The organism is Antarcticibacterium flavum (assembly GCF_006159205.1).
Taxonomy (GTDB): domain Bacteria; phylum Bacteroidota; class Bacteroidia; order Flavobacteriales; family Flavobacteriaceae; genus Gillisia; species Gillisia flava.
In genome coordinates, this window is record NZ_CP040812.1 from 1,290,617 (window position 1) to 1,316,997 (window position 26,381).

At 40.5% G+C, this 26,381-nt stretch carries 19 protein-coding genes; 2 read left to right on the forward strand and 17 right to left on the reverse strand.

Annotation, left to right across the window (positions count from 1 at the left end; all coding sequences use genetic code 11):
• Position 1: 1 nt before the first annotated feature.
• The 3 genes from FHG64_RS05385 to FHG64_RS05395 form a co-directional block, all read right to left on the reverse strand.
• Positions 2–1,558: a RagB/SusD family nutrient uptake outer membrane protein gene (locus FHG64_RS05385; protein ID WP_139065463.1), complete on the reverse strand. Its 1,557-nt coding sequence runs from the start codon at positions 1,556–1,558 to the stop codon at positions 2–4.
• Between the two features lie 11 nt (positions 1,559–1,569).
• Positions 1,570–4,572 carry a SusC/RagA family TonB-linked outer membrane protein gene (locus FHG64_RS05390; RefSeq protein ID WP_139065464.1) on the reverse strand — a complete coding sequence of 1,001 codons (3,003 nt, stop codon included), beginning with the start codon at positions 4,570–4,572 and terminating at the stop codon, positions 1,570–1,572.
• A 224-nt stretch (positions 4,573–4,796) separates the two neighbouring features.
• Entirely contained in the window at positions 4,797–7,541 is a 2,745-nt protein-coding gene (locus tag FHG64_RS05395) for a helix-turn-helix and ligand-binding sensor domain-containing protein (protein ID WP_139065465.1), read from the reverse strand.
• A 149-nt stretch (positions 7,542–7,690) separates the two neighbouring features.
• Between FHG64_RS05395 and FHG64_RS05400 the strand changes: the two genes are divergently transcribed.
• The gene (locus tag FHG64_RS05400; RefSeq protein WP_246054302.1) at positions 7,691–9,340 is read left to right on the forward strand and encodes a sulfatase family protein; all 1,650 of its coding nucleotides are present in this window, start codon (positions 7,691–7,693) and stop codon (positions 9,338–9,340) included.
• Between the two features lie 110 nt (positions 9,341–9,450).
• Here FHG64_RS05400 and FHG64_RS05405 read toward each other — a convergent pair whose 3' ends face one another.
• Together FHG64_RS05405 and rlmN are read right to left on the reverse strand one after the other, a co-directional pair.
• Entirely contained in the window at positions 9,451–10,428 is a 978-nt protein-coding gene (locus FHG64_RS05405) for a polyprenyl synthetase family protein (RefSeq protein ID WP_139065467.1), read from the reverse strand.
• Positions 10,429–10,698: 270 nt separating this feature from the next.
• Entirely contained in the window at positions 10,699–11,742 is a 1,044-nt protein-coding gene (gene rlmN, locus FHG64_RS05410) for a 23S rRNA (adenine(2503)-C(2))-methyltransferase RlmN (RefSeq protein WP_139065468.1), read from the reverse strand.
• 569 nt (positions 11,743–12,311) lie between these two features.
• On the opposite strand from rlmN, the gene FHG64_RS05415 reads away from it, so the two are divergent.
• Positions 12,312–12,512, forward strand: coding sequence for a hypothetical protein (locus tag FHG64_RS05415; protein ID WP_139065469.1), 201 nt, complete (start codon positions 12,312–12,314; stop codon positions 12,510–12,512).
• A gap of 860 nt (positions 12,513–13,372) precedes the next feature.
• Here the strand turns inward: FHG64_RS05415 and queA are convergent.
• The 12 genes from queA to FHG64_RS05475 form a co-directional block, all read right to left on the reverse strand.
• Positions 13,373–14,422 (reverse strand): tRNA preQ1(34) S-adenosylmethionine ribosyltransferase-isomerase QueA, encoded by a 1,050-nt coding sequence (gene queA / locus FHG64_RS05420; RefSeq protein ID WP_139067899.1) that lies wholly within the window; start codon positions 14,420–14,422, stop codon positions 13,373–13,375.
• A gap of 98 nt (positions 14,423–14,520) precedes the next feature.
• Complete coding sequence (gene aroA, locus FHG64_RS05425) at positions 14,521–15,738, reverse strand: 3-phosphoshikimate 1-carboxyvinyltransferase (RefSeq protein WP_139065470.1); 1,218 nt, start codon at positions 15,736–15,738, stop codon at positions 14,521–14,523.
• Positions 15,739–15,766: 28 nt separating this feature from the next.
• Entirely contained in the window at positions 15,767–16,033 is a 267-nt protein-coding gene (locus FHG64_RS05430) for a hypothetical protein (RefSeq protein ID WP_139065471.1), read from the reverse strand.
• Positions 16,034–16,043: 10 nt separating this feature from the next.
• Positions 16,044–16,370, reverse strand: coding sequence for a nucleotide pyrophosphohydrolase (locus FHG64_RS05435; protein WP_139065472.1), 327 nt, complete (start codon positions 16,368–16,370; stop codon positions 16,044–16,046).
• A 1-nt stretch (position 16,371) separates the two neighbouring features.
• Entirely contained in the window at positions 16,372–18,378 is a 2,007-nt protein-coding gene (locus FHG64_RS05440) for a DUF3857 domain-containing protein (RefSeq protein ID WP_139065473.1), read from the reverse strand.
• 1 nt (position 18,379) lies between these two features.
• Positions 18,380–20,308 carry a DUF3857 domain-containing protein gene (locus tag FHG64_RS05445; protein ID WP_139065474.1) on the reverse strand — a complete coding sequence of 643 codons (1,929 nt, stop codon included), beginning with the start codon at positions 20,306–20,308 and terminating at the stop codon, positions 18,380–18,382.
• 50 nt (positions 20,309–20,358) lie between these two features.
• Entirely contained in the window at positions 20,359–20,811 is a 453-nt protein-coding gene (gene dtd / locus FHG64_RS05450) for a D-aminoacyl-tRNA deacylase (RefSeq protein ID WP_139065475.1), read from the reverse strand.
• Entirely contained in the window at positions 20,808–21,758 is a 951-nt protein-coding gene (gene rsgA / locus FHG64_RS05455; RefSeq protein WP_139065476.1) for a ribosome small subunit-dependent GTPase A, read from the reverse strand. The genes dtd and rsgA overlap by 4 nt, the downstream gene beginning before the upstream one ends.
• Before the next feature lie 567 nt (positions 21,759–22,325).
• The gene (locus FHG64_RS05460) at positions 22,326–23,408 is read right to left on the reverse strand and encodes a bifunctional 3-deoxy-7-phosphoheptulonate synthase/chorismate mutase type II (RefSeq protein ID WP_139065477.1); all 1,083 of its coding nucleotides are present in this window, start codon (positions 23,406–23,408) and stop codon (positions 22,326–22,328) included.
• Positions 23,409–23,428: 20 nt separating this feature from the next.
• Positions 23,429–24,277 carry a prephenate dehydrogenase gene (locus tag FHG64_RS05465; protein ID WP_139065478.1) on the reverse strand — a complete coding sequence of 283 codons (849 nt, stop codon included), beginning with the start codon at positions 24,275–24,277 and terminating at the stop codon, positions 23,429–23,431.
• Positions 24,277–25,422 carry a pyridoxal phosphate-dependent aminotransferase gene (locus tag FHG64_RS05470; RefSeq protein ID WP_139065479.1) on the reverse strand — a complete coding sequence of 382 codons (1,146 nt, stop codon included), beginning with the start codon at positions 25,420–25,422 and terminating at the stop codon, positions 24,277–24,279. Before FHG64_RS05470 ends, FHG64_RS05465 begins: the two co-directional genes overlap by 1 nt.
• On the reverse strand, positions 25,419–26,243 hold the full coding sequence (locus FHG64_RS05475; protein WP_139065480.1) for a prephenate dehydratase: 825 nt from the start codon (positions 26,241–26,243) through the stop codon (positions 25,419–25,421). Before FHG64_RS05475 ends, FHG64_RS05470 begins: the two co-directional genes overlap by 4 nt.
• Positions 26,244–26,381: the final 138 nt, after the last annotated feature.

A 26,381-nucleotide genomic window follows, 5' to 3' on the forward strand; every position in this document is an offset into this window, starting at 1 on the left:
TTTAGTTATTTAACATTGAGTTCATCACTGCATTGGCCCCAAGGGGTAGTGCATCGATTTGTGCCTGTGGATAAGGCAAGTATTCCTTATCTGCACTAAAGGTCCTGCCGTCATAGCTCAATTCCCCATACTTCTCGTGACGAATCATATCAAAATATCTTATTCCCCATTCCATGGCAAGTTCTGCGAACTTTTCATCCAGCACATCCTGGTGAGTCACCCCACTTAGAGCGGGCATCCCGGCACGACTTCTTACCAGGTTCACAGCCTCATCTGCAGAAATGCTTGTTGGATTTGCACCCAGGGTTACAGCTTCAGCATACATCAAAAGGATCTCGGCATAGCGAATAACTATCATATTCTTCCCCGCACTGTAATCATTTCTTCCATCGGTTAATTGAATGGATGGCAGGTAGTGTTTTCCACTGGAGAAATTAGCCCTTTCAAAATTATTAATAACATCTCCTGAAGGGGTCGTATTACTAACGAAAGAAGGTAGGTCTGTATATCCATCTGCACGAAGTTCATCTATACCATCATTGGTGAATAAAACACTGGTTTGTAGTCTCACTTCCTCATCACGGTCAAGCATGAATTTTATAAATTTCTTACTCGGCTCATAAAAACCCCATCCACTTTGAGCATTTTCCCTTGCCGGGGTCCAGTTTTGAGGACCAAAAGGTGCATATAAATGATACAGCGCATCTCCTGAAGGTGTACCATAATCTGAATACTGTAACTCAAAAAGACTCTCGTTACTTAACTCACCAGGCTTTTTGAATAACTGGTAAAAATCTGGATATAATGAGAATCTTCCGGAACCTATAATAGCCCCAGTCGCATTGGCTACTTCCTGATAATTTTCCAGTTCCTGGTTTGCCAAAGCTTTTACAGCATAAGCGGTATATGCGGTAACCCCTCCCATCACGTCTGTGCGCTCATTAGGCCTCACAGCAGGAAGGTCCAAAATTGCCATATCCATTTGGTCTGAAATAAATTGCATCACTTCAGCCTTTGAGGAAACACCGGCCTGGAGTTCTTCTTCAGGTTGATTGGAAGTGATGATAAATATATCTTCCCACACCCTAGCGAGATTAAAATGTAAATAAGCTCGCATTACCATAATTTCAGCTATATACTGGTCTGCCCGGGCTGCATCTGCCTCATTTGCAAATTCCCTGAAATTTTCAAGCTGCAGGATAGCGGTATTCATATTGATGATATCGTTGTAATGCACATTCCACAGGGAATTATACATCCAGTAATCCCTGTCATATGTGTACTGGTCGGTATCAGCAAATGGTTGTTGATCACCTAAACCACCTGCATTCACATCATCTCCTCTTACACCAAGCAAGAGTGGTTCCTCCCAGCCCCGGGTGGCCATTTCATAATATGCCCCAATTAAAGGCTGGATCATAGTGGAGGCATCTGTATAATCAAGATCCCCTGTGGCCAGTTGGCCTTCCCGTACATCCAGCTTATCGTGGCAGGAACTAAGTCCAACTCCCATTAACAGGACAAGCAAAAGAATTTTTGTTGAATTATCTCTTTTCATAATATTTTTTTTTAAAATCTCATATTAACACCAACCGTATAAATTGCGGGTACTGGATAAGTTTGTCTATCCACCCCGTTAGGCACTTCAGGATTAAATCCGTTATAATTAAATAGGGTAAGTGGTCTTTCTGCGGTTGCATAAATTCTCATGTCTGGTAAACCATCCTGTATGATGTTATAAGCAATCTGCACGTTCTGAATCCTGAAGAAGTCCCCATCCTCTACCCAAAAATCACTTAACCTTTGGTTCCATGCCTTACGCAACCCGGCTGAGGATGGATAGGAATTACTTGTTCCCTCCCCGTGCCATCTGTTTATCGCAAGATCTGCATCCATATTGGTGTCCTGGGTAAAGATTATTTCCCCTCTTTTACGGTTGATTATCTTATTACCTGTTTGAGCGTAAACATCCATGGAAAACTCAAAGTTTTTGTAAGACATTCCCAGGTTCCCTCCAAAAGTATATTTAGGAAGGAAAGATCCAAGAATTACCCTGTCATTGTCGTCGATTACTCCATCTCCATTTTGATCCCTATAAATAAGGTCACCAGGCACCAGATTATTGGCTACTGCAACAGGATCATTATCTATTTGTTGCTGATTTTGATATACTCCAATCCTTTCATATCCATAAAATCCTAACAGTGGGCCTCCCAAAGTAGTACGCTGTCTAAACTCTGCAGACCCCGAATCGATATACCCTCGTTCATCTTCAATCGCGATCGCTTCATTTTTAAGCGTAGTGAAATTAAATCCTATTCTGTAGCTAAAATCGTCATTAACTCTCTGGTTCCAGTTCACACCTAATTCGAATCCTTCATTTCGAATTGTTCCAGAGTTCCTGTCAACACTACGGTTAACAATTGGAATATAAACAGGAAGGATGGCATCATGTGTATCCCGAATGTAATAATCTGCATCTATGGATAACCTGTTACCAAATGATTCAAGATTAAATCCAAAGTTCCTCTCTTCAATGACTTCCCATGTATTATTGGAGAAAACACTGGTAGCTGTGAGCCCTGGACGCGGCTGGTTATTTATAGGAGTTGTTATTACATTTATAGTATTGGAACCTGCACTGGCCGCAACATTATCATTCCCCAATTTACCCCAGCTTGCGCGAAGCTTAAAGAAATCCACAAAATTAGTAGTGGGGAAGAAGCTTTCGTCAGACACTACCCAACCTAAACCTACAGAAGGGAAATATCCCCATGGATCCAATGTGAATTTTGAAGAACCATCTGCTCTAAGAGTTCCGTATAATAAGTATTTACCTTGATAATCATAGGCGATCCTACCAAAATAGGACATTCCGTAGAATCTTCTTCCAATTTCATTAACGTTATTACTGAAGGAATCCTGATCGGCAAAATCAAGGTACCAGCTGGTTTCCAGGCCAATTCCTGCTATATCAAATCCTGTGGCAGAAAATGTATTACTGGCTTCATCTCTAAAAGAAGTACCTAACATAGCAGTTAAATTATGATCTCCAAACCTGTCCTTATATGTAAGGACATTATCCCAGAATTGATTCGAGAAATTATTATTAGCCCTTCTTATACTGGATCGTCTTTCAAAATTATTCCCAAGAGTATAAGGTAAATTCACATTCCTTTCTTCCAGTGAGGAATAATCGTGACTATATGTAGTTCTAAAGTCAAGTTTATCTTCTATAATTTCATATTGAAGATACATAGTGGCAAGCAGCTTTCTTATTTTAAGTCTGTTCTGGTTATAAGCCAAATCCTGGAAAGGGTTTTGTGTTCCCCTGTACCCCAGGTTTTGTGCGTTGGAATAGCGAATTGGGCCAGATTCTGTATTGGTCTCATCGATCACCGGCATCACAGGAACGGCAAAATAAGCCCTGAACCAGGCTCCATTTTCTGGAGAATGTTTGGTTGCATTACTAAAGATAGTATTTACTCCGGCTTTAAAACGACTGGAAATATCAACATCAATTTTAGAGCGAATATTAAACCTTTCATAATCATTTTTCATATCCAGAATCCCCTCCTGGCCGGTATAGTTAGCACCTACTGCATAAGCAACCCTTTCACCTCCACCGGAAGCCGAGATACTATGGTTCTGCATCAAACCATCCCTTAGGATCTCCCTGTACCAGTCTGTATTCACATCTGGCAGGTTTGGATTTATGCGGCTTCGTCCATATCGCTGTATAGCGTTTTGTATAAAGTTAACATCAGCCTGGGAACCAGATTCTACAGCCATTGTATAGAACTGCTCGGTATTGGCGAGCTTTACTACATTTTGAGCCCTTTGAATCCCGGTATAACCGTCATATTCAAACTGCACCTTTTGATTAAGTCTCCCAGATTTGGTCTCGATGATCACCACCCCATTGGCAGCCCTCACCCCATAAATAGCAGATGAAGATGCATCTTTTAATATGTTTACAGATTTAATATCCTTGGTATTGAGGAAATCAATGTTATCATATAAGGCCCCATCCACAACATATAACACATTGGTTGCATCCCCAAAGGTTCCAACTCCCCTAATCCTCACGGTTGGAGAATCACCGGGAGAACCGGAACTTACAATTTGAACCCCGGAAACTTTACCTTGTAATGATTGCATAACGTTTGCAGTAGGTGTTCTCTCGATCTCCTCTGCATCAATGGTAGCGATAGAACCGGTAAGATCCCTCTTGGTAGCAGTACCATATCCAATAACCACTACCTCTTCAAGTTGTCCTGCATCTTCTTCAAGTGTAATTAAATAATTATCCTGGGTAGTAACAGGAACTTCCATAGGTGAGAAACCCAGGAACGTGACCCTAAAGGCATCACCAACCTGCACTCCTTCAAGTGTGAAATTCCCATCAAAATCTGTGACATCAAAAATGTCCTTTCCAATAACCTTAACTTCTGCTCCTGGCAGTGGAAGATCATTGCCATCCATAACAGTTCCTGTTATGGTTTTTGTTCCCTGTGCATATCCTAAAGTCGTAAGGAAAAATGCAAGGACCAGTAGTAATCTAAATTTCATACGCTATAATTTTTTACTGAATATTAGGTTAAGATACTACCAGAGGGGAGATTCACGCAAACGTTGTAGTACACATCTCCTACATCAAGCTTTAATTGTATGTTAATATAATCATTTACAGCCTTTTAAAAGTTAATTGATGTAAATTTAACAGAAAAAAATATTAAAGTGATGTAGTGATGTTGTAGTGAAAAAACCTAAAAATCAGACCTTTCCCTAAATTCTCAAAAATTCCTGATCATAAAATTTGTAAGGTTTTCCTTACTGTCCAGTCCCATTTTTTTTCTTAACCTATAGCGGTGAACTTCAACACCTCTAACCGAGATACCCATAAGGGGGGCAATCTCTTTAGAGGACATATTCATTTTGAGGTAGGAGCATAATTTAAGATCCTTATTACTTAATTTTGGGTAAGCCTGAAGTAACTCCTTGAAGAAATCTTCGTGTAACTCATTAAAGTTGGTTTCATAAACCTTCCACTCATCTTTACTTTTGATAGCATTATTGATCTTATTCATAAGATGTTTCAAACGAAACTGGTTTGAAAACTTTTCCTTATCCTTACTCAATTCTCCCTGGATTTCCATAAGGACCTCATTCTTCTTTGCACTTATTAAGGTAGTATTAGCCAATTCTTTCCTCTTACTGTTTATTTCATTTAAAAGGCGTTCTTTCTCAAGTTTATTAAGCCGCTCCTCGTGCTCCTTCTTGAATTTTTGTTCAAGAATTAACCGGTGTTTCTTGAGTTTCAACCTGTTCAACCAGTAAATCATTCCTATTAAGGTTAAGAATAAGAGCACATATCCTAATTTCATAAGGTTTGACAAATACCAGGGAGGGAGTATTACAAAATCGAAATGAGTGATATTCGACATATTGCCCTGTGGGCTCATGGAAAATATTTTGATGCGGTAATCTCCATTGGACAAATTTTGAAAAGTCACCTGCCCATTCTCTACCCTACCCTTCATATTCCCTGCACCCTCGAGTTCGTAAAACAGGTCGGTGGCATCAGAATCAGGAAGGCCGGTCCTGAAACTGATCTCCCTCCCCTGCCGGAAAGGTATGGAGGGTCGCCTGGTGATATCGTGATTCACTATCATATCACTTAACCCCATTATAATAGGATCACTTATCCTTTCATTTGCCTTGCTTCGTAAAAGCTCAGGCAGGTTTATTTTCCCAAAACCATCATTAAGAGTTACGAGGTACAGGGAATCATTGATTTTTATGAGATTCTCATTTCCTTTCACCAGCCGGTTATTAAGCTCCTGAAAGGCCAGATTTATTTGTACTTCCTTAAAATCTGTGAAAACAATGGAATTGTTTTCAGTATTCGTGAACCAGTAACCATTGCGATCTTCTAGCAACAAGCGGTGGTTTTTAAAATTGCTCAATTCAGGAAAAGGGACCAGGCTATCAAGAAAAGAATTGTATTTATACCACTCGTTATTCTGTAGGATCCCAATTTGATTGTTTAATTTAAAAACATCAGCCTTAAAAAAACGTTCGTTGGAGGTGTCACCCATTTTCTCTACCAATGCCCGGTCTTTAATTCCATTCTTCATCCCTATCCTGTAGACTCCCTCATAAGGATGCGAGGCCCAAATCGTACCATTGGTTTCAAGTATCATTTTTTTAACCGGAAAAGTCACCCCTTCTATTTCAGAAACATCACGAGTATCAGGATCGTAAACACTAATTCCTGTATAACTGCCAATAATATACCTCCCGGTAAATTCCCCTGGCATGCTTTGGATCTCAAAACTGCCTGTCCTTTCTTCCACAGGCAGGAACCTGTTACCTTCAACCCGGTACGTACCTGTATTATGGTTGGCATATAATTCTTTCCCAAGTACCTCAAGGTTCCAGGTATGCCCCTCTGCCCCTTCCACAATGCGCAATTCACCATCCTGAAACAGGTAAACCCCCGTATTACTTGCCAGGTACAGCGTAGAATTATGATAGGCCAAATCATAAACGGCACCAAGTTCCCCGGTATCATCTGTATAGAAACTTATTGGGGAATCAAGGGAAATAGCGTCAATCCCGTTATCGAGACCTAACCAAAGTTTTCCATTCCTTAAAGCCATAGCGAGAACCGTATTGTTTTGCAACCCACTATTCCTGTTATAGATCCTGCTGGTCCTGGTATTATTGTTATAATGTATGATTCCATTCTTAACGGTGGCGATTACGAATTCATCTTCTGAAACCTTTGAGATATGATTGAATTCATATCGCTCCAGCATGTTTATAAGTTCCCTGTCTTCAAACAAAGAGAACCTGCCGTTCCTGTAGGTATAAAGAGCATTCCTTGTTCCCACAAGTAATGCTCCTTTAAAATCCAGCATATCTACAATAGTGTTTCCCCCTATGATCTCCTGGGAGGGAAGAGCCTGCAGGTCCTTCTCCCCGGTAAGTCTACAAAGTCCAAGTTGCCCGGCAGCGACAAAAAGTTCTCCATTATAAGCCAGCATAGCATTGGAAACACGATTCTGAACTACTTCAATAGTGTTGTGATCATACTTATAGATGGCAGCAAAGGACCTGAAATAAATATCACCATTAAAGGAAATAATATCCCATATTTCTTCATTCCGCATTTGCCTTTCCTTTATAAGAGGACTCAATGAAGTATATTGCATTGCACCTGTCTTGTCCCTCTGCCAGTAACCAAATTCCTGGTAAGACCCGGTATAAACCCTGTCTTTTTGAGGATAGACGGACCTTATTATTGAACCAGATTCCAAAGTACTTAACTTCCACTGCATACCATCATAGGAAAGAAGGCCTTCATTGTTGGCTGCATAGATGATTCCAAGGGAATCTATGGCAATATCCCAGTTTTGACTTGCTGCACCATACTGCACAGAAGAAAAATTTTGTATAGGTGGTATAAGATCCTGGGAGGATAATTTAAAGACATAAAACCCTGCTAATAGGATGGTTAAAACAGTATTTCTCATAGTCCAATGATGCTTTGAGCAGTTTTTGTTTGGGTAATATAGTTTCACAAATGTACTATGTTTTGTAGTTTTAAGTTCTATATTAACCTCAATTTCAATACTACCCAATGACATTCCTATTAAATAGAAGCCTCCGTCTAATTTTCATTATGGCATTAACTTTTTCCTGTGAGGAAAAAAAAGAGAAGCCTGAAGAAGAACCAAAAAGACCAAATATTGTGTTCATCATGACTGATGATCATGCTGCGCAGGCAATAAGTGCCTATGGCCACCCTGTAAGCCGCCTTGCTCCTACTCCCAATATTGACAGGATAGCCCAAAATGGAGCAAAATTTATTAGCAATTATTGTACTAATTCCATTTGCGGTCCAAGCCGTGCAGTAATCCTTACCGGCAAACACAGCCACTTAAATGGCTTTAGAATGAATGGCGATGTTTTTGACGGCTCCCAGCCTACCCTACCCAAGTTTTTGAAGGAAGCAGGTTACCAAACGGCACTTTTTGGAAAATGGCACCTGCACGGCCTGCCTGAAGGATTTGATGACTGGCATATACTTGTAGACCAGGGAAACTACTATAACCCCGATTTCATTCGTGGGCAGGATACTACCAGGATAGAAGGTTACGCAACAGATATAGTAACAGAGATGGGGCTTGATTGGTTGCGCCAACACAAGGATGACACGGAACCATTTCTTTTAATGGTGCAACACAAGGCACCGCACAGGAACTGGATGCCTGCCCTAAGACATTTAAATAAATATGATGATGTGGAATTTCCCCTGCCCGATACATATTTCCCAGATTTTGAGGACCAGGTAGCCGCACAGCAACAGTTACAAACTATTTACAGAGATATGTATGAGGGACATGATCTTAAGATGAGCGTGGAAAAAGGAAGTGATTCCCTTAGGCATAATCCCTGGAAAACCGATTTTAAGAGAATGACAAAAGCACAAAGGGATCAATGGAACAAAGCTTACAGGCCAAAAAATGATGCCTTTCACGAGGCAAATATTAGTGGGAAAGAGCTGGCTGAATGGAAAGGACAACGATACCTGCAGGATTACCTGGCAACCGTTGCCTCTGTTGATGAAGGTGTGGGAAAGATCCTGGATTACCTGGAAGAGAATGATATGATAGAAAATACTATAATAGTTTACACCACAGACCAGGGATTTTACCTGGGAGAGAAAGGATTCTTTGACAAAAGATTCATGTATGAGGAATCCATGGCAATGCCTTTACTCATCCAATATCCCCCTGAAATTCCTGCCGGAAGTGAGGTTACCGCCCTCACACAAAATTTGGATTTCGCCCCTACTTTCCTGGATTTCGCTGGAGCGAGTATTCCGGATGATATGCAGGGAAAATCTATGAGAAGCCTACTTAGTCAAAATTCTGGTGGAGAAGATTTTAGAGATGCCATCTACTATCATTATTACGATTTCCCGGCCTTTCACATGGTCAAAAGGCATTATGGTATTCGTACCCACAGGTATAAGTTAATGCACTTTTATGATGATATTGATGAATGGGAACTTTATGACCTGGAAAAGGATCCCCGTGAATTGACCAATGTCTATAATAGTAAAGAGTATGCGAAGGTAAGGGAGGAGATGCATATTGCGCTGGATTCGCTTCAGGAAAACTATGAGGTGACAGAGAGTGAATTTGCCACCACTCCAAAGGAACAGGTTGACAGGGCATTCAGGAATTTTGGAAAGCTTGCAGGAGAAGATCCGGAGACTTATCCTCCATTCAAATATGGAGACGGCGCGAAGGAAGCCACCAATTAAGCAGAAGGTAACAGGTAAAAGGGGGTGTCTTGATTTTAATTATGACGCCCCTTTAATCATTTTACAAGAGAAATTTAAATTTTTTCGACAGAATTCGCTTATTCAAAATTTTATTTCTTTCTTTCTATCACATAATTAACCATTAACTCCAGGGAATCCCTGTAAGGAGATTGCGGGTAATCCTGTAGCATTGAGAGAGCTTCTTTCTGGAATTCTTTCATCCTGCCAACAGCATAATCAAGGCCGCCATTGTTTTTAACAAAGGTGATTACCTCTCTTACCCTGCTCTTATCCTTATTATGGTTTTTGACCGAATTTATGATCCATTTTTTCTCTTTTGGATCACAGTTGTTGAGAGTGTAGATAAGAGGCAAGGTCATTTTTTGCTCCTTTATATCTATTCCTGTAGGTTTTCCTATTTGCTCCTCCCCATAATCAAAAAGATCATCCTTGATTTGAAAGGCCATACCAATTAGTTCTCCAAAGCGGCGCATTTTCGCGATCTCATTCGATTCAGGCTTAACCGATGCTGCTCCAAGGCTGCAGCAGGCAGCGATAAGTGTAGCTGTTTTTTGCCTGATTATATCGTAATACACAGCCTCTGTAATATCAAGTCGCCGTGCCTTTTCTATTTGAAGTAACTCCCCCTCACTCATTTCTCTCACCGCTACAGAAATGATCTTCAAAAGGTCAAAATCATTATTGTCTATTGACAATAGAAGTCCTTTTGAAAGAAGATAATCCCCTACCAGGACGGCGATCTTATTTTTCCATAAAGCATTAATGCTGAAGAATCCGCGGCGGCGATTGGAATCATCTACCACGTCATCATGAACAAGGGTAGCGGTATGAATAAGTTCTATTACCGAAGCCCCCCTGTAGGTGCGCTCATTGACATTGCCCCCAGACACCATTTTAGCAACCAGGAAAACAAACATTGGACGCATTTGCTTCCCCTTCCGGTTAACTATATAATGGGTGATACGATTTAAGAGGGCCACTTTCGAAGACATGGATTCAAAGAACTTTTTTTCAAAAAGCTCCATCTCTTTTTCAACGGGAAGTTTTATCTGGGCAATGACCTTCATAAGGACACCAAAGATAGGTAAACAAATCTTTATTTAACAGCAGGGAAGGGAGGTTTAAAAATGCTGTTTTGAAGAAACGGCGTCGGGTTTAATCCCTTTTCAAAGGACCGTTTGTTCTTTTTTTTCTGCAATCCTCTCCCTCTGGTCGTCGGTTGCAAGAAAAAGAACCAAAAAATCCAGGCTTAGGAAAGCTTCTCTAAATTTTTTATTTGGGGCTAAGAATGACAAAAACATAAAAATCGTTTCCTTCAGGAGAATAAAAAACTAATTCTATGAAGATTTATTCGCCAGCTGTCCGCAGGCGGCATCGATATCCTTCCCCCGGGACCTTCTAACCGTTACGGTTATCCCGTTTTGCTCCAGCAGGTTTTGATACATAGCTGTAGCCTCTCCTGTTGCCTGTTGAAAAACACCATCATCTATAGGATTGTATTCGATCAAATTCACCTTACAGGGAACATATTTGCAAAATTTCACAAGGGCCTCGGCATCTTTTCGTTTGTCATTGATACCTTCCCATACTATATATTCATAGGTTATCCTGCTTTTAGTTTTTGAATACCAGTATTCAAGGGCCTCCCGCAGGTCACTTAGAGAAAAAGTAGCATTAAAAGGCATAATGCTAGTTCGCACTTCATCAATGGCAGAGTGTAAAGAAACTGCAAGCTTTACCTTCGACTCATCATCTGCCAGCTTTTTGATCATCTTTGGAACCCCGGAGGTAGAAACTGTTATTCTCTTTGGGGACATTCCAAGACCGTCTTTGGATGTAATCTTTTCAATCGCCTTCATAACGTTATTATAGTTCATTAAAGGCTCCCCCATCCCCATAAAAACAATATTGGAAAGAGGTTTATCAAAGTAAAGCCGACTTTCGTTATCTATGGCCACTACCTGATCGTATATTTCATCAGGGTTAAGATTTCTCATTCTTTTAAGCGTGGCAGTTGCACAAAATTTGCAATCCAGGCTGCACCCAACCTGTGAAGAAACACAGGCAGTAGTCCTTTTAGGAGTAGGGATTAGTACTGACTCCACTGTAAGGCTGTCATGTAATTTCACTGCATTCTTGATCGTGCCGTCACTGCTTCGCTGCATTTGATCAACACGTATGTGGTTTATAACAAAATTCTCCTTCAGCATTTCACGGGTCTCTTTGGAGATATTGGTCATATCTTCAAAACTATGCGCACTCTTTTGCCACAACCATTCATAAACCTGGGTTCCCCGAAAAGATTTGTCCCCCCTGTCCACGAAAAAATCCTGGAGTTGCTGCTTCGTTAATGCCCGTATATCTTTCTTTTTATTTTTCACGCTGCAAAAGTATGAAGATTTTTAGGATTTTAGCCAAGGCAAATGCTAAGTGTTTGGATTTCATTTCTTTATATGAAGAACCAGGAAACAAGGACCAAGAAAAAGGAAGCAAGAAACAATAAACAAGAACCAAGAAACAAGAACCAAGAAACAAGAACCAAGAAACAAAAACCAAGAAACAAGAACCAAGAAACAAGAACCATGTAGGAGATGGGTAACACCTAAGCCCAATAGATCCTGAAACAAGTTACCATTGACGTATTTTATTAGATATAATTCTATGGAATCTGGAAGAAACGGTGTCGAGTTTATCTTCATTTCATAAGACCGCTCCTTCTTTTTTGCATCGCCCAAAAAAGAAGCAAAAAAGTCTAGGCTTACGAAAGCTTATCTAAATTTATCATTCGGTGGCTAAATTTTAGGAACTCGCGGGAAAATGAATTCATGCGAGATTAATCCGTTGCGCTCAGACAGCCTAAAATTCTAACGCCCCACTCATTTCAAATTTTACGATAAACTTTCGTAGGCCGGGGAAAACGTCATCACCTCACGCTAATAAAAAAATTTTATTGGGGTCTCAGGATGCCGGTGCGAGAATAGAAGAAAATAAAAAAATATTCGTGCATTCGTGGCTTTTAAAAAAGAACCAAGAATCAAGAATCAAGAAACAAGAAACAAGAGAAGAAACAGGAACCAAGAAACAAGAAACAAGAAAAAAGAAAAAAGAGAACAGTGAACAAAGATGGGACAAGAAGGAATTCAAGTGGTGAGATACGGAACTTCCAGCTACCTTAGACCCTGAACCAGGTTACGTTTGGAAGGTGATTTGTCCCGTCAGGGACTACCTATGGGTAGAATCGAAATAGATCAATCCACCGTGCCTTTAGGTACGACAAATAAAATTCCTGTTCATATCATGTACCTACGGCACAGGTAGCCTTCTGTGAATAATTTTTCTACCAATAGATAGTCCCTACGGGACAAGGTAATTGGATACAGAAGGTTAAAATCCCAAGCCAGATAATTTTATTAAAGCTGGTCTCTTAAAAATCTAAACGAGCTAAATATAAGTAAGGAACCAGTATATAGAAAACAGAAACATCCGTTCATTCGTGGCTAATTTCTATCTCATATTTTGCTCAACTATAAAAAAAAGAAATATCAAGAAACAACAAAAAAGAAAAGAGAGAAGAGAAAGGAATCTGGAGTCTAGAAAATAGATAATAGACAAAAAGCATTAAAGAACTATAAGGACAGACGACACCCAGCTAGGCAAAGCTGTTTATTAAATATTCATGCATTCGCGGCTAACCTACACATTAAGAATCACTGTATCAAGAACCATGAGTTAAAAAATAAGAGAAGGTAATTTAGAGTCTGAGTCTAGATTCTGAAAACTAGACAAAAGCATTAAAGAACTACAATGCCAGTTGACACCAAATTGTGCAAAGCAGTTTAAGAATTATTCGTGCATTCGTGGCCAACCTAAATATTAACCACTGCTTACTAATTATCCCCTAATGACCCACAAATCAGAGAACAGAAAACCGAAAACGAAAAACGGAAAACAGTAAACAAAAAAACCACCAACAAATCTGTCAGTGGTTTTTTGAAATTAAAACTTAACTCCTTAAAGGATCAACATAGCGTCCCCGTAAGTATAGAATTTGTAATTTTCCTTGATCGCTTCAGCATAAGCCTTTTTCATAAAGTCATGACCGGCAAAGGCAGATACCATCATCATTAAAGTTGACTTTGGGGTATGGAAATTAGTGATCATACAATTGGCAATGCTAAAATCGTAGGGAGGAAAGATGAATTTGTTTGTCCACCCACTAAATTCGTTAAGGGTATGATTTGAAGAAACAGAACTTTCCAATACTCTCATCACTGTAGTACCTACAGCGCAAATCCTTCTTTTTTCTGCAATAGCCTTATTGATTGTATCTGTAGCCGCTTTTTCAATAAAAGCTTCCTCGCTATCCATTTTATGTTTGGAAAGATCTTCTACCTCAACAGGGTTAAAAGTTCCCAGTCCTACGTGCAGGGTAACTTCAGCAAAATCAACTCCTTTTATTTCCAGACGCTTTAATAAATGTTTTGAGAAATGCAATCCTGCTGTAGGGGCTGCAACAGCTCCTTCTTTCTTTGCATAAATAGTCTGGTATCGCTCCTGGTCTTCCGGCTCTACTTCTCTTTTTATATATTTAGGAAGCGGGGTTTCCCCTAGTTCCTCAAGTTTCTTCCTGAATTCAGCATAAGAACCATCGTACAAAAATCTTAGAGTTCTTCCACGGGAAGTAGTGTTATCAATAACTTCAGCTACAAGGCTTTCATCCTCCCCAAAATAAAGTTTATTCCCAATTCTTATTTTACGTGCAGGATCTACCAGTACATCCCATAATTTGGTTTCAGCATTTAACTCTCTTAAAAGAAAAACTTCAATACGGGCACCGGTTTTTTCCTTGTTTCCATAGAGACGCGCAGGAAAAACCTTGGTATTATTAAGAACCATCACATCTTTTGGCTCAAAATAATCCAGTACATCTTTAAATAATTTGTGCTCAATTGTTTGTTCCTTCCTGTTAAGGACCATTAGCCTTGCCTCATCCCGGTTTTCAGCAGGATACTCAGCCAATAATTCTTTTGGAAGTTCAAAATTGAAGTTCGAAAGTTTCATTCCCATAGTTGAATATTTAAAAGCTGCAAATATACAATCTCAGGATAGGCGTTGTCAAGTAAATGGAAGGTTATTTCTTAAATACAGGCAATTAAGTCTTACATCCCTTTAAAACCAAGTATTTCAAGGTGTTCCCAGAATTCTGGATAAGATTTTGAAACAACACCCGCCTCTTCAATCTCCAACGATACTTTTAATCCCAGGGGAGCAAAGGCCATAGCCATTCTATGATCATTATAAGTTGCCACGCTCACTCCTTCATTTAAATTTTTAGGAGGATTTAATTTAAGACTGTCGTGAGTAATATCTACAGTTGCCCCAAATTTTTCCATTTCGGTTTTTAATGCCAGCAACCTGTCTGTTTCCTTGATCTTTAAAGTATGCAAGCCCTGTAATTCACAACTAACGCCTAGCGCCATACAACAAACGGCTATGGTTTGAGCTAGGTCTGGTGTATTTTGAAAATCCAGCTTAAGACCACGTGGGTGCTTTTGGGACTTTTTCGTGAGCTTAATGCGGTCCTTATAATATTCTGTCTTCACACCCAGGTGTTCAAATATGGCAGCAACCTCTGCATCTCCCTGCCTACTGTTTTGTCTGTAGCTTGAGAGTTCGATCTCAGCCTGCTCACTAATGGCAACAAGACTGTAAAAATAGGAGGCCGAGCTCCAGTCTGATTCTATGATGAGGGTCTTTCCCGTATTAAGTTTTCCCGGTGCAATGTCGATTCTTTGACCATCAAATTGAGCCTTAAAACCAAAATACCTCAATAATTCGAGGGTCATATTAATATACGGGGTGGAGGTAACGGGGCCTTCAAGTTTTATTTCCAAACCTTCCGGAAGGGAAGGCGCAATAAGCATAAGCGCTGAAATGTACTGGCTGCTTATATTTGCTTTTAAAGACACGCTGGTTTTTTCAAACCTCTTACCTTCTATTTTTAGGGGTGGGAAACCTTCTTTTTCGGTGTATTCAATTTGCGCACCCAATTTCCTCAAGGCATCTACCAGGAGTTCTATAGGCCTTTCCTTCATTCTTTTGCTCCCTGTAAGCAACACATTTGCACCTTCTTTTGAGGCATAATACGCTGTAAGAAATCTCATCGCAGTACCCGCATGATGAATATCAATGGTACCGGTATCCCTATTGAGGGCTTCCTGCAATACGCGGGTATCATCACTGTTGGAAAGATTTTCCAGTTCTATTAACGGATAAAGGGCCTGCAGGATAAGTGCCCGGTTGGATTCACTCTTCGAACCTGTAACTTTAAGTTTACCGGACAGATTTGCTGTTGGATGGGATATTTTCTTATTCATTGTCTTTTCCTAAAATAATTACTTAACATTAATTTTCCCGGTTCTCTTTTTTTATCCTTGCTCTAAACTGCCCATATGAAATAATAAAACCGTAAATAAATGCTCCTATAAGTAATCCAAAGAGAAAGGAAACCCAACCCCCATTGGCAAGTTTATCCTCATAATAGGAGGTGAAATCAAAACCTCCGTATTCCAAAATCATCATGATCACCTGGTACAGGATGGCAAATGCCAGTCCCTGCAAGGCTACCATTTTCCAGAATCTCCCATCTCTTATGATCTTGTTAAATGCCATGAATTCTCTCTTATTTTAATTTCTTATTATTTTGATGCCGGTCGTGATCCCTTTGTGTTTTGAGATCGAGCTTTTTATCAAATGCTGCCTGTAGGTCAATACCGGTTTGATTTGCCAGACAAAGGACCACAAATACTACATCTGCCAGTTCCTCTCCCAGGTCTTTAGATCTATCACTTTCCTTTTCGCTTTGTTCCCCATAACGCCTTGCAATTATTCGGGCCACTTCGCCCACCTCCTCTGTTAACTGGGCCATATTTGTGAGCTCATTAAAATAACGAACTCCGTGATCTTTTATCCAGTTATCTACAGCAAGCTGGGAATTCTTAATATCCATACTATATTTTTTTGAAAACTATCACTTCACTATGCTTTTCTACCATTTGTGCATAGAACTGCTTTAATGCAGTATAATCCTGGGGTGAATAAACTATATTCCTGATATCAAGAACAGATTCAATCCTTAAAAAATTTCCGTTTTGCAAAGTTAAGAACTTAAAGGTACCCGCCCCGTTATTCAACTCATAAATTGAACTTTCTGGAAGGGATTCTACCTCATACCCCGGGGGCACCATAATATTCACTGTAGTATTTTTAAGAGAAGGGAAATTGAAGATAACGGGATAGCTGCGCTCATCTGCCTTAAAAGGATTTTCAGCCTCTGCCAGGAACAACATAGGCTTAAGGTAGATCTTATTATTAATGGCTTCCAGGCCATTGTTCAATTCAAAGCTATATGATTCCCTTATTTCCTGGCCAACTTCCATGGCATTTTCTGTTTCCACATTAGAAATTTCGATATTACCCTTACCCTTTTCCAGGATCTCTATATAGCTGTCCAAATTTAACCCCTGGTATTTATCCCTGTAGGACTTGGCATATAGGCCGTCCCACAGATTTAGACTTTTTCCCTTTAATGTGAAATTCTCATCTATTTGTAAATTAACTGAAGTCCGCTGTAAACTTTGAGTCTGGGGCATAAGGTCTACTAAAATTGAATTCTCCTTATCCATCAACATCCTGCCATTCCAGTTTCTGGCTCTCGCCGGCAACTCATTAAAAGATGCCGTAGGGTCTGTTGCATCAAGTAAAATATAAGTTCCCTGCACTTTAGCTCCTGCCACTACATAATTGAATCCTTTACGGGTGGGAAAGAGAGGAATACCATTATTCCTTGTACTTACAAGCACAGGGTAGGCTTCCATTCCTGCTTCCCTAAGCATAGAAGTAAGCATGAGGTTAATATCTGCTACATTCCCAACCCCTTCCTTATATGCTTTGGAACATCCATTATCTGTTATATAACCAAGAACATCATTCCATTTCACTTTTGCCTTTACATGGTTAAATATTCTTTTTGCCTTCTCTTCTTCCCCTGTTGCACCTGCAAGAAGTTTCTCCAGATCCTTAGAATAGTAATTGGATTTTTTAAGTTCTCCTTCAAATTCACTGTTACTATAGATAGATTTTGCAACTCCTTCCCAGGTTTGGGAATAATTCTCGATAGGGGAGTTAGGGAATTTCGTGAATTGTAATTCCCATTTTAGAACAGCTGCATAATTATATAGATGGTCTATATGCTCTTCAGTCTTTAGTGAAGGTATATTCTCCCTGGATATCGAATAAACGTTTTGAAGGTACTGGACGGTAGAAGTTTCAGATGTATGGTTCACGGTCCTGGTACCGCCCCTTTTTAAACTGGAAGATGTATAACTAAAATTCTTGGTGCTCTCAGATATATCAAGAGTAATAAGAGACCTTGGATTTACGTGTTTTTTAAAATTTAAGAATTCAGGAATGGTGACCACGGCTTCCATTTTATTTATAGGGACAAGGTCTTGAAAAACAATATCATCTATAGTAGTTACAAATGGGGATCTTAAAGTGTATTCGTATTCTATCACACTTCCTTCAGCCACATTGGGCATTGTAAATTTTGTTTTATTGCGATAGGAAGAAGCATCCTCTTCAAATATGCCATCCTTCTTCAATTTGTCTTCTTCCAGCTTTCCATTCACAATATTGTAAGTGTAGCCCTTTATACCTGTGACCACTTCTTTGGTGGTCCCATTTTGATATGAGGTAACCTCCTTCGTGGCATAGTCAAATCCATCTTTATTATAAATCTTGATCCTTTCGTGAACATCTGTTACAAGGGTAAAAGTGTTGCGGTTATATTCATAATAAGTTTTTATCGAGCGGTAGAGGATAGCCGCATTTGCCCCGGGCTCCAGGGGATGGCTTTTTTCTGAAACTTCTTCAAGGGAAACTTTTCCAAATTTAAAATCCTGGGCCTGTGACAGCGAGATTGTAATTAAAAACAAGAATGTAAAAATCTTTTGCATATTATTTGGTTTGGTTGGTTGCTATGAGTACTGCTTTTTGGTTGCTTGAGGTATTCACTCCTAACATAAAATCCCTGAAATCATTATACAGTTTGGCTTCCCACCGCCCTTCATTTATTACATACTCCCTTACAACCTCAACCAATGTTTTATTATCTTTTTCTATAGATTTTACACTCCAGCTAAAATTCCCGAATTCGCTATTTATTTTCACCGGTGACGGTAAGGCCTCTATTTCATAGTTCTCTGGCAAGGCATAAATAAAGGTATCCTTATAAGTTGCTCCCCTCGCAATTTCAAATGGTAGTTTCCGGAAGTCACTTCTTGGGGTACTGTAGAGTGACGGGGTTAAAAAATTAAGTGGAACCAGAAGCCTGTTCCCTGCCTTTGTTACTAAATTATTTCCTGTAAGGTCGATCGATTCTGAAAATTGCTGAATGTCCCTTTTGTTCTCCAGCTTAAGATCAATTACCTGCAAATTTTTAAGATGGCTCCAGTTATTCTTGTAATACATATCCTGCTTTTCCCGGGTTTGCCTCCCAAGCGGATAGATATTCCCGTAAGGGACTCCACTACTCAACCTGGTTACTGCCGCACTAAATTGGCCGTTATCTTCCAGTTCGATCTCGCAATGGCTTTCTCTTATATTATCTGAAAACGGGTAAGCTCTTGTTCTTGCAATTTCCCCTCCTTCAGGTTTGATCAATAACACGTTTCGATTATCTGTAAAATCCCCCAGGTAACCAAAAGGGTCGGTTTGGCTTGTACATTCCAACCAAATATCTTCCTCCTCCTGCGGTAATTGGAGGATCACATGATTTCCCTGCATAGAAGCAAAATTCTCCTTGATGTCCCGGCGGTTTTTTCCGCCGTAAATAACTGCATAATGTGAAGTGATACCCTGGGAATCTAAAAGCGCCTTTGTAAAATTGGTAAGTGCTTTGCAATCTCCATAGCCTAGCTTATCCACATCTTCTGCGAGCATAGGCTCCCATCCTCCTATGCCAAGCTGCACACTTATATACCGTGTATTATCCTGTACATATTGATAAATGATCCTTGCCTTCTCCACATCATTCGCTGCACCGGCGGTAAGTTGCTTTATCTTCAATACTGTGCTTGCAGGCAACTCATTTTTACCGGCCAATAAATTGTCATATTGCCATTTTCCGAACTCCTGCCAGTTGGATGCGGCACCCTTCACTCCTACCAGTGAGAACTCATCAAGAGCAATCGCAAGATATGGTACAAATTCCTGAAGAGGCGGACTCAAATACTCCCTTTCATAAGCCGGAATATTTTTGACTTCATAGGAGAGCATCTTAATTTCGCTGGATTTTTGAACTTCCAGCTTATCCAGATTTTTTTCTTCGAGCCTGTAGGGTATAGCCAGAGGATTGGAAATATGATAAGCAGCATTCTCAACGCTTACCGCATATCCCGGCACCGGGTCCCAGGGAGCTATAAATACCGTGCTGTTGTTTTGAATTTCGCTTTCATAAACCACGGTATAAGGATAGGAGTGTGGAGTATAATCAAGGTATTGAATACGGGAGTCGGTATAAAGGTCATTTGAACTTACCGCACTAACATCCCTGAATTCCTTTTGCTTTATTTTTTTTATTTGTTCTCCTGCTGCATTATAGATCAATGCCTGCTGCTTTTTTATCTTTATATTACCATTGTAAAATTGACCGGCAGCAACGCTACCTTCTCCCTGCTTGTTAAGGACAGTGACTATCCTGGTGGTTTTTTGAACCAGTTTATCTACCGCACTTATTTCAACCCTAACTTCTTCTTGTCGAAGCACGGCATTGGCATTTTCGAGTAATTCACTTGGAATAGCAGCTGCTGAAAGTTGGATCTCCTGGCCAGAAACCGTCAAAACGGCTGTCAAAAGCAGGAGCGGGAGGAGGACGCGGGGGTTCATATTTACCTAATATTTTGTTAAAATTAGGTTTTTCTATGAAGTAACCAAATTTATTCCCTGTTTTTTGAATCGATTATGATGGTGACAGGGCCATCATTTAGTAGGGAAACTTTCATATCGGCTCCAAAAATTCCACTACCCACTTGTTTCCCTAAAGAGGCTTCCATTTGCCCAAGAAATTGCTCATAAAGTGGTATTGCCACCCCGGGTTTTGCAGCTTTTATATAACTGGGCCTGTTGCCTTTCTTAGTGCTGGCATGAAGGGTAAACTGACTAATAATTAGCGCCTCTCCATTCACATCTTCCAGAGAGAGGTTCATCACTCCTATTTCGTCATTGAAAATGCGCATCTTCACGATCTTATTGCACAACCAGTCGATATCTTCCTTAGTATCTGCTTCTTCTATTCCCAGAAGGATTAGAATCCCGGTTTCGATAGAAGATTTGACCTCACCTTCAATAGTGACAGATGCCTGTGTAACCCTTTGTATTACTGCTCTCATAGATCGGCATAATTATCTACGCGGTATTGTTGCTCGTCTTCTCCCTCGATGATCTGCAAATAACTCTTATACCTGCTCCAGGCGATCTCTCCCTCTTCCAGCGCATCTTTCACCGCACATTTAGGCTCATCAATATGCAGGCAGTTGTTGAACTTACATTCCTGTTTAAGGGCAAAGAATTCGGGAAAGTAATCCCCCAGTTCTTCTTTTTCCATTTCCACCACTCCAAAACCTTTTATTCCCGGGGTATCTATGATTCGGGCATCAAAGGAAAGATCATACATTTCAGCAAAAGTAGTGGTATGTTGCCCTTGTTTGTGTTGTTCACTTATCCCGGCGGTCTTTAAATCCAAAGTTGGTTCTATGGCATTCACCAGGGTGGATTTCCCTGTACCGCTGTGACCGGAGATCATACTGGTCTTGCCGGTCATTAGATCCTTGACCTTATCTACATTTTTTCCTGTTTTAGCAGAAATTCCAATACATTCATACCCCACACTGCGATAGAGGGCTGCAAGATATTTCACCTCTCCCAGCTCCTCGTCATTATAAGTATCAATTTTATTAAAAAGCAGAATTGTCTTTATATGATATGCCTCTGCAGTGACCAGGAATCTGTCTATAAATGTGGTGAAGGTTGGCGGATTATTAAGCGTGATCAATAAAAAAGCCTGATCGATATTCGTAGCAATAATATGGGTTTGCTTGGAGAGGTTTACAGATTTTCGAATAATATAGTTATCCCTGTCCTCTATCTCTTTTATTACCCCGGTAACCTCTTCTCCTTCTTCAATTTCAAAGATCACTCTATCCCCAACTGCAACCGGGTTGGTGCTTTTAATCCCCTGTATGCGGAATTTTCCTTTAATCCTGCACTTATAGAATTCTCCGTCCTCCCCTTTTACGTGGTACCAGCTGCCTGTTGATTTATAAACCGTTCCTTTCATATAATTTCTTCCAGATCCCTACCACTTCTCATACAGGCTAATTACCTGCTCTTTCTTCATGGAGATTTCAGAATGCTAAAATAAGAAATCGAGACCGCATATCGGCGTCAAATTCCAAATTCCAAATTCCAAAACCCAAATTCCCAAAAACCTAAATTCCAAAATCCCAATTCCAAGCACCAAATTCCAAATTTCAAATTTTAATCACAAAAAACACCAAACCAAGAGCAGAGAACAGAGAACGTCTAAAACTGAAACAATAAAAACCATTCGTGCATTCGTGGCTAAAAGACCCAAACAACAAGTAAATTCCAAGAACCAAATTCCAAATTCCAAAACCAGATTAAGAACAAAGAGCAAAGAACAGAGAACAGAGAGAAATGAACGCTTAAAAACGAACTCCTTAAAAATACATTCGTGCATTCGTGGCTAAAAAAACCAGACAACAACAAGCAAATTCCAAACACCAAATTCCAAACACCAAATTCTCAGTTTCCAAACAGAAAACGGTAAACGATAAACAGAAAACCTTCTAAAGACTAAAGACTAATGACTAACGACTTACCACTAACTCTTCATAATCTTCTCCTGGTGATTAATAGACTCCTGGTGTACCGCTTTGAAAAGGCGCAGGATGAATTCCTCACTAAGCCCGTGCTGTTCCCCTTCCAGTACCATATTCCCAAGGATCTCATTCCATCTTTTGGTTTGTAATACTGAAACGTTTTGTGCCTTTTTCACCTTTCCAATTTCATCTGAAATTTTCATCCGCTTGGACAAAAGCTCGATCAATTGGTTATCTGCAACATCTATTTGTGCTCTTAAGTTCCCAAGTTTATTTTTGAAATCCTCACTTTCAGAAACCTCTTTTCTTATTTTAAGATCTTTCATATACTGGATTAAGGTTGCAGGTGTTATCTGCTGCGCTGCATCGCTCCAGGCCTTGTCGGGGTCGTGATGGGTCTCCACCATTAATCCGTCATAATTAAGATCCAGGGCGGTCTGGCAAAGATCAAAGATAATATCCCTTCTACCTGCGATGTGTGATGGATCCAGGATCAAGGGAAGATCAGGAAAACGGTGTTGCAGGTCAATAGCGATTTGCCATTCCGGATTGTTTCGGTATTTGGTCTTTTCGTAGGCTGAAAATCCGCGATGGATTACTCCCAGGTTTTTTATATCTGCAGTATAGAGCCTTTCAACAGCACCCAGCCAAAGGGACAGGTCCGGATTCACCGGATTTTTCACCAGCACTGTCTTATCTGTTCCTTTAAGCGCATCGGCAATTTCCTGAACGATAAAAGGGGAAACCGTAGTTCTTGCTCCTATCCAGAGGATATCAATATCGTGCTCCAGGGCCAGGTCCACGTGGGCGGGATTAGCAACTTCTGTAGTAGTAAGAAGTCCGGTTTCTGCCTTGGCAGTTTGCATCCATTTTAATCCCAAAGCACCCACTCCTTCAAAATTTCCGGGACGGGTACGGGGTTTCCATATTCCTGCGCGAAGCACACTTACATCGCTGTCTTTTAATTGCTTTGCGATCTCTACCACCTGGTCTTCGGTTTCAGCACTGCAGGGACCTGCAATTACCAGGGGGTGATCAAGGTTGAAATTATCCAACCAGGTGCGGAGTTCTTTTTTATTTTCCATAATTCTTGGGTTTATTTTTTTTAGTTGATTCCGTTTAATATTGTTTTGATGTGATTTGTTTTTTCCATTTCCAGAAAAACACCGTCATAATCCTCCTCCTTTAAAAGGTCCCGGAAATTTGAAAGGTTCTTTATATATTCATCCAGGGTTTCAAGGACGTTTTCCTTGTTCTGTGCAAATATTGGCGTCCACATAGCCGGGGAACTTTTCGCAAGTCTCACGGTAGAGGCAAATCCACTGCCCGCCAGGTCAAAAATATCCTTTTCATTCTTTTCCTTCTCCAGCACTGTTTTTCCTAACATGAAAGAGCTAATGTGAGAAAGGTGTGAAACATAGGCTATATGTTTGTCGTGGGCTGCGGGATCCATATATCTTATTCGCATTCCCAGCTTCTGAAAGATCTCCAGCGCCCGTTCCTGCAATTTAAATGCTGTCTTTTCCACCTCGCAAATTATGTTGGTCTTTCCACGAAACAGTCCTTTTATGGCCGCCCCGGGTCCGGAATATTCAGTACCCGCAATGGGATGTGCCGCCAGGTATTTCCGCCGATTAGGATGACCTGCCACCGCAGTGCAGATCCCATTCTTTGTAGAGCCGGCATCAAAAATTAACGTGTCCTCACCCGCCATTTCCATAACCTTCAGCAGTAAATTCCTGCTTACATCTACAGGGACAGCAAGAATAACCACATCTGCCAAGGAGAGTTCCTCCAGAGTTCCTGTAGCATCTATAATACCTTTCTCCAGCGCCTCTTCCAGGTGGCTTTCATTTGCATCAATACCGGTTATTTCGGCTTCAGGAAATTGTTCCTTAATATCGAGGGCGAAAGAACCTCCAATAAGTCCTGTTCCTATAATATGAACTTTCATCAAATTATCCTTTTAATAGCCCTGTTAATATTCTCATCTGTTGCGCAAAGGGAGAAACGTACATAACCTTCTCCCTGGCTGCCAAAAATAAATCCCGGGGCTGTAAATATACTTTGCTCATACAGCAGGCGGTTTACAAAACCTTCAGAAGTATCTCCTTTGGGTACCCTTGCCCATACAAACAGACCGGTTTGCTCCTTTGCAGGCTTACATTCCAGGACATCTGCCAGCTGCAGGATCTTCTCCTTGCGGGAAGTGTAGATCTCATTCTGGGCATTAAACCAGTCTACCGGTAATCGAAGAGCGGCTGCAGCCCCGGCCTGCAAGGGGTAGAACATCCCGCTGTCCATATTGGTTTTCACTTTAAGTACTGTATTAAGGTTTTTTGCACTACCGCATAACATCCCAATTCTCCAGCCTGCCATATTAAAACTCTTGCTTAGAGAATTAAGTTCCAGTACCACCTCCCTCGCATCCTCGCTCTCAAGGATACTTTTTGGATGATCGTTCAGAATGAAACTGTAGGGATTGTCATTGATGATCAAAATATTATGCTCCTTAGCAAAAGTCACCAGATCCTTAAATATCTTATCTGTTGCGGAGGCGCCGGTAGGCATATGCGGGTAATTCACCCACATCAATTTTACCTTGCTAAGATCTCTTTTTGCAAGCTCCTGCAGGTTTGGGCTCCAGTTTTCCTCCTCATTCAGGTCATAATACACCGCTTTTGCACCTACCAGCTTAGTAACTGATGTGTAGGTAGGATACCCCGGATTGGGAATTAGCACCTCATCCCCTTCATTAAGGAAGGCCATTGAAATATGGGTGATCCCTTCCTTGCTACCCATTAACGGGAGAATCTCTGTTTCTGCATCGAGATCCACCCTGTAATGAGTTTTGTAAAATTCCTTAATGGCATTCCTGAAATCTACTGTTCCCTTATAGGGCTGATACTGGTGTGCCGCGGGATTGGTAAGGGCAAAATTAAGACCATCCAGCACCTCCTTGGGTGGTGGCAGGTCCGGGCTGCCTATTCCAAGATTAATAATATCCTTCCCGCTGGCGGAAAGGTTACGCACTTCCTGTAACTTGGTAGAAAAATAGTACTCCTGTACGTGATCCAATCTGTTTGCCTGCTGTATCATAATCTGTTCTTATAAGTTCCCAGAACATGGAATTGCTCTGTCATTACTTTCATTATTTCCACTGCTTTTTGAAATTCCCCGTAATCTTCAAAGATCACATCTACGAAAAATGAATATTTCCAGGGAGCCTCGATGATGGGCATACTCTGTATCTTAGTCATATCCATCTCAAAATCCCTGATGATATTTAAAACCGAAACAAGGCTTCCCCGCTTACTTTCAAGTTCAAATTTCATAGATGCCTTGTCTATTATTTCCCCGTTAGGTTCCCGTTTTTTTGTACTCAATATTAAAAACCTGGTGGCATTGCTTTTTTTGGTATGAATACTTTCAGCAAGAATATTCAGGCCAAATATTTGGGCCGCAGCCTTACTGGCAACAGCAGCCACATGTTTGGAACCTTTTTCAGCAATTCTCCTGGCAACCTCAGCAGTATCTGTGTCCTCAATGAGTTTTATATGGGGATGCGATTTAAAGAATTCCTTACATTGAAGCAACGCCATAGGATGTGAGTAAACCTTTTTCACATCTTCAATATGCTGGCCCGGCAGGGCCATAAGATTCATATCAATAGGGATATAATGTTCCCCTACGATCTTCAGGTCATTCTCATCTATAAGGGCATAATTGGGAAGTATGGACCCGGCAATAGAATTTTCTATGGCCATGACCGCTTCCTTACATTCTCCTGCCACCAGGCTCTTAACCATCTCAGCAAAGGACATGAATTCCAGGACATCCACGTCATTACCATAGAATTCCTGTGCCACCAAATGGTGAAATGACCCCTGTGTTCCCTGTATGCCTATTAGTTTGTTCATTTAGTTTTATTCAAAAAAAAATCCCGATGTTGCCATCGGGATTTGATATATAATTATGTGAAATTACATGGCGCTCCCGATCCTATCTCTATAATAGAAATAGAAGTAATAAAAAGCGTTCCAGGTAATTATATTTTT

Bases quoted from the DNA above. Each gene is read 5' to 3' on its own strand.
- FHG64_RS05385 (WP_139065463.1), bottom strand. From the start codon at position 1,558: ATGAAAAGAGATAATTCAACAAAAATTCTTTTGCTTGTCCTGTTAATG.
- FHG64_RS05390 (WP_139065464.1), bottom strand. From the start codon at position 4,572: ATGAAATTTAGATTACTACTGGTCCTTGCATTTTTCCTTACGACTTTA.
- FHG64_RS05395 (WP_139065465.1), bottom strand. From the start codon at position 7,541: ATGAGAAATACTGTTTTAACCATCCTATTAGCAGGGTTTTATGTCTTT.
- FHG64_RS05400 (WP_246054302.1), top strand. From the start codon at position 7,691: ATGGCATTAACTTTTTCCTGTGAGGAAAAAAAAGAGAAGCCTGAAGAA.
- FHG64_RS05405 (WP_139065467.1), bottom strand. From the start codon at position 10,428: ATGAAGGTCATTGCCCAGATAAAACTTCCCGTTGAAAAAGAGATGGAG.
- queA (WP_139067899.1), bottom strand. From the start codon at position 14,422: ATGAAACTTTCGAACTTCAATTTTGAACTTCCAAAAGAATTATTGGCT.
- aroA (WP_139065470.1), bottom strand. From the start codon at position 15,738: ATGAATAAGAAAATATCCCATCCAACAGCAAATCTGTCCGGTAAACTT.
- FHG64_RS05430 (WP_139065471.1), bottom strand. From the start codon at position 16,033: ATGGCATTTAACAAGATCATAAGAGATGGGAGATTCTGGAAAATGGTA.
- FHG64_RS05435 (WP_139065472.1), bottom strand. From the start codon at position 16,370: ATGGATATTAAGAATTCCCAGCTTGCTGTAGATAACTGGATAAAAGAT.
- FHG64_RS05440 (WP_139065473.1), bottom strand. From the start codon at position 18,378: ATGCAAAAGATTTTTACATTCTTGTTTTTAATTACAATCTCGCTGTCA.
- FHG64_RS05445 (WP_139065474.1), bottom strand. From the start codon at position 20,308: ATGAACCCCCGCGTCCTCCTCCCGCTCCTGCTTTTGACAGCCGTTTTG.
- dtd (WP_139065475.1), bottom strand. From the start codon at position 20,811: ATGAGAGCAGTAATACAAAGGGTTACACAGGCATCTGTCACTATTGAA.
- rsgA (WP_139065476.1), bottom strand. From the start codon at position 21,758: ATGAAAGGAACGGTTTATAAATCAACAGGCAGCTGGTACCACGTAAAA.
- FHG64_RS05460 (WP_139065477.1), bottom strand. From the start codon at position 23,408: ATGGAAAATAAAAAAGAACTCCGCACCTGGTTGGATAATTTCAACCTT.
- FHG64_RS05465 (WP_139065478.1), bottom strand. From the start codon at position 24,277: ATGAAAGTTCATATTATAGGAACAGGACTTATTGGAGGTTCTTTCGCC.
- FHG64_RS05470 (WP_139065479.1), bottom strand. From the start codon at position 25,422: ATGATACAGCAGGCAAACAGATTGGATCACGTACAGGAGTACTATTTT.
- FHG64_RS05475 (WP_139065480.1), bottom strand. From the start codon at position 26,243: ATGAACAAACTAATAGGCATACAGGGAACACAGGGGTCATTTCACCAT.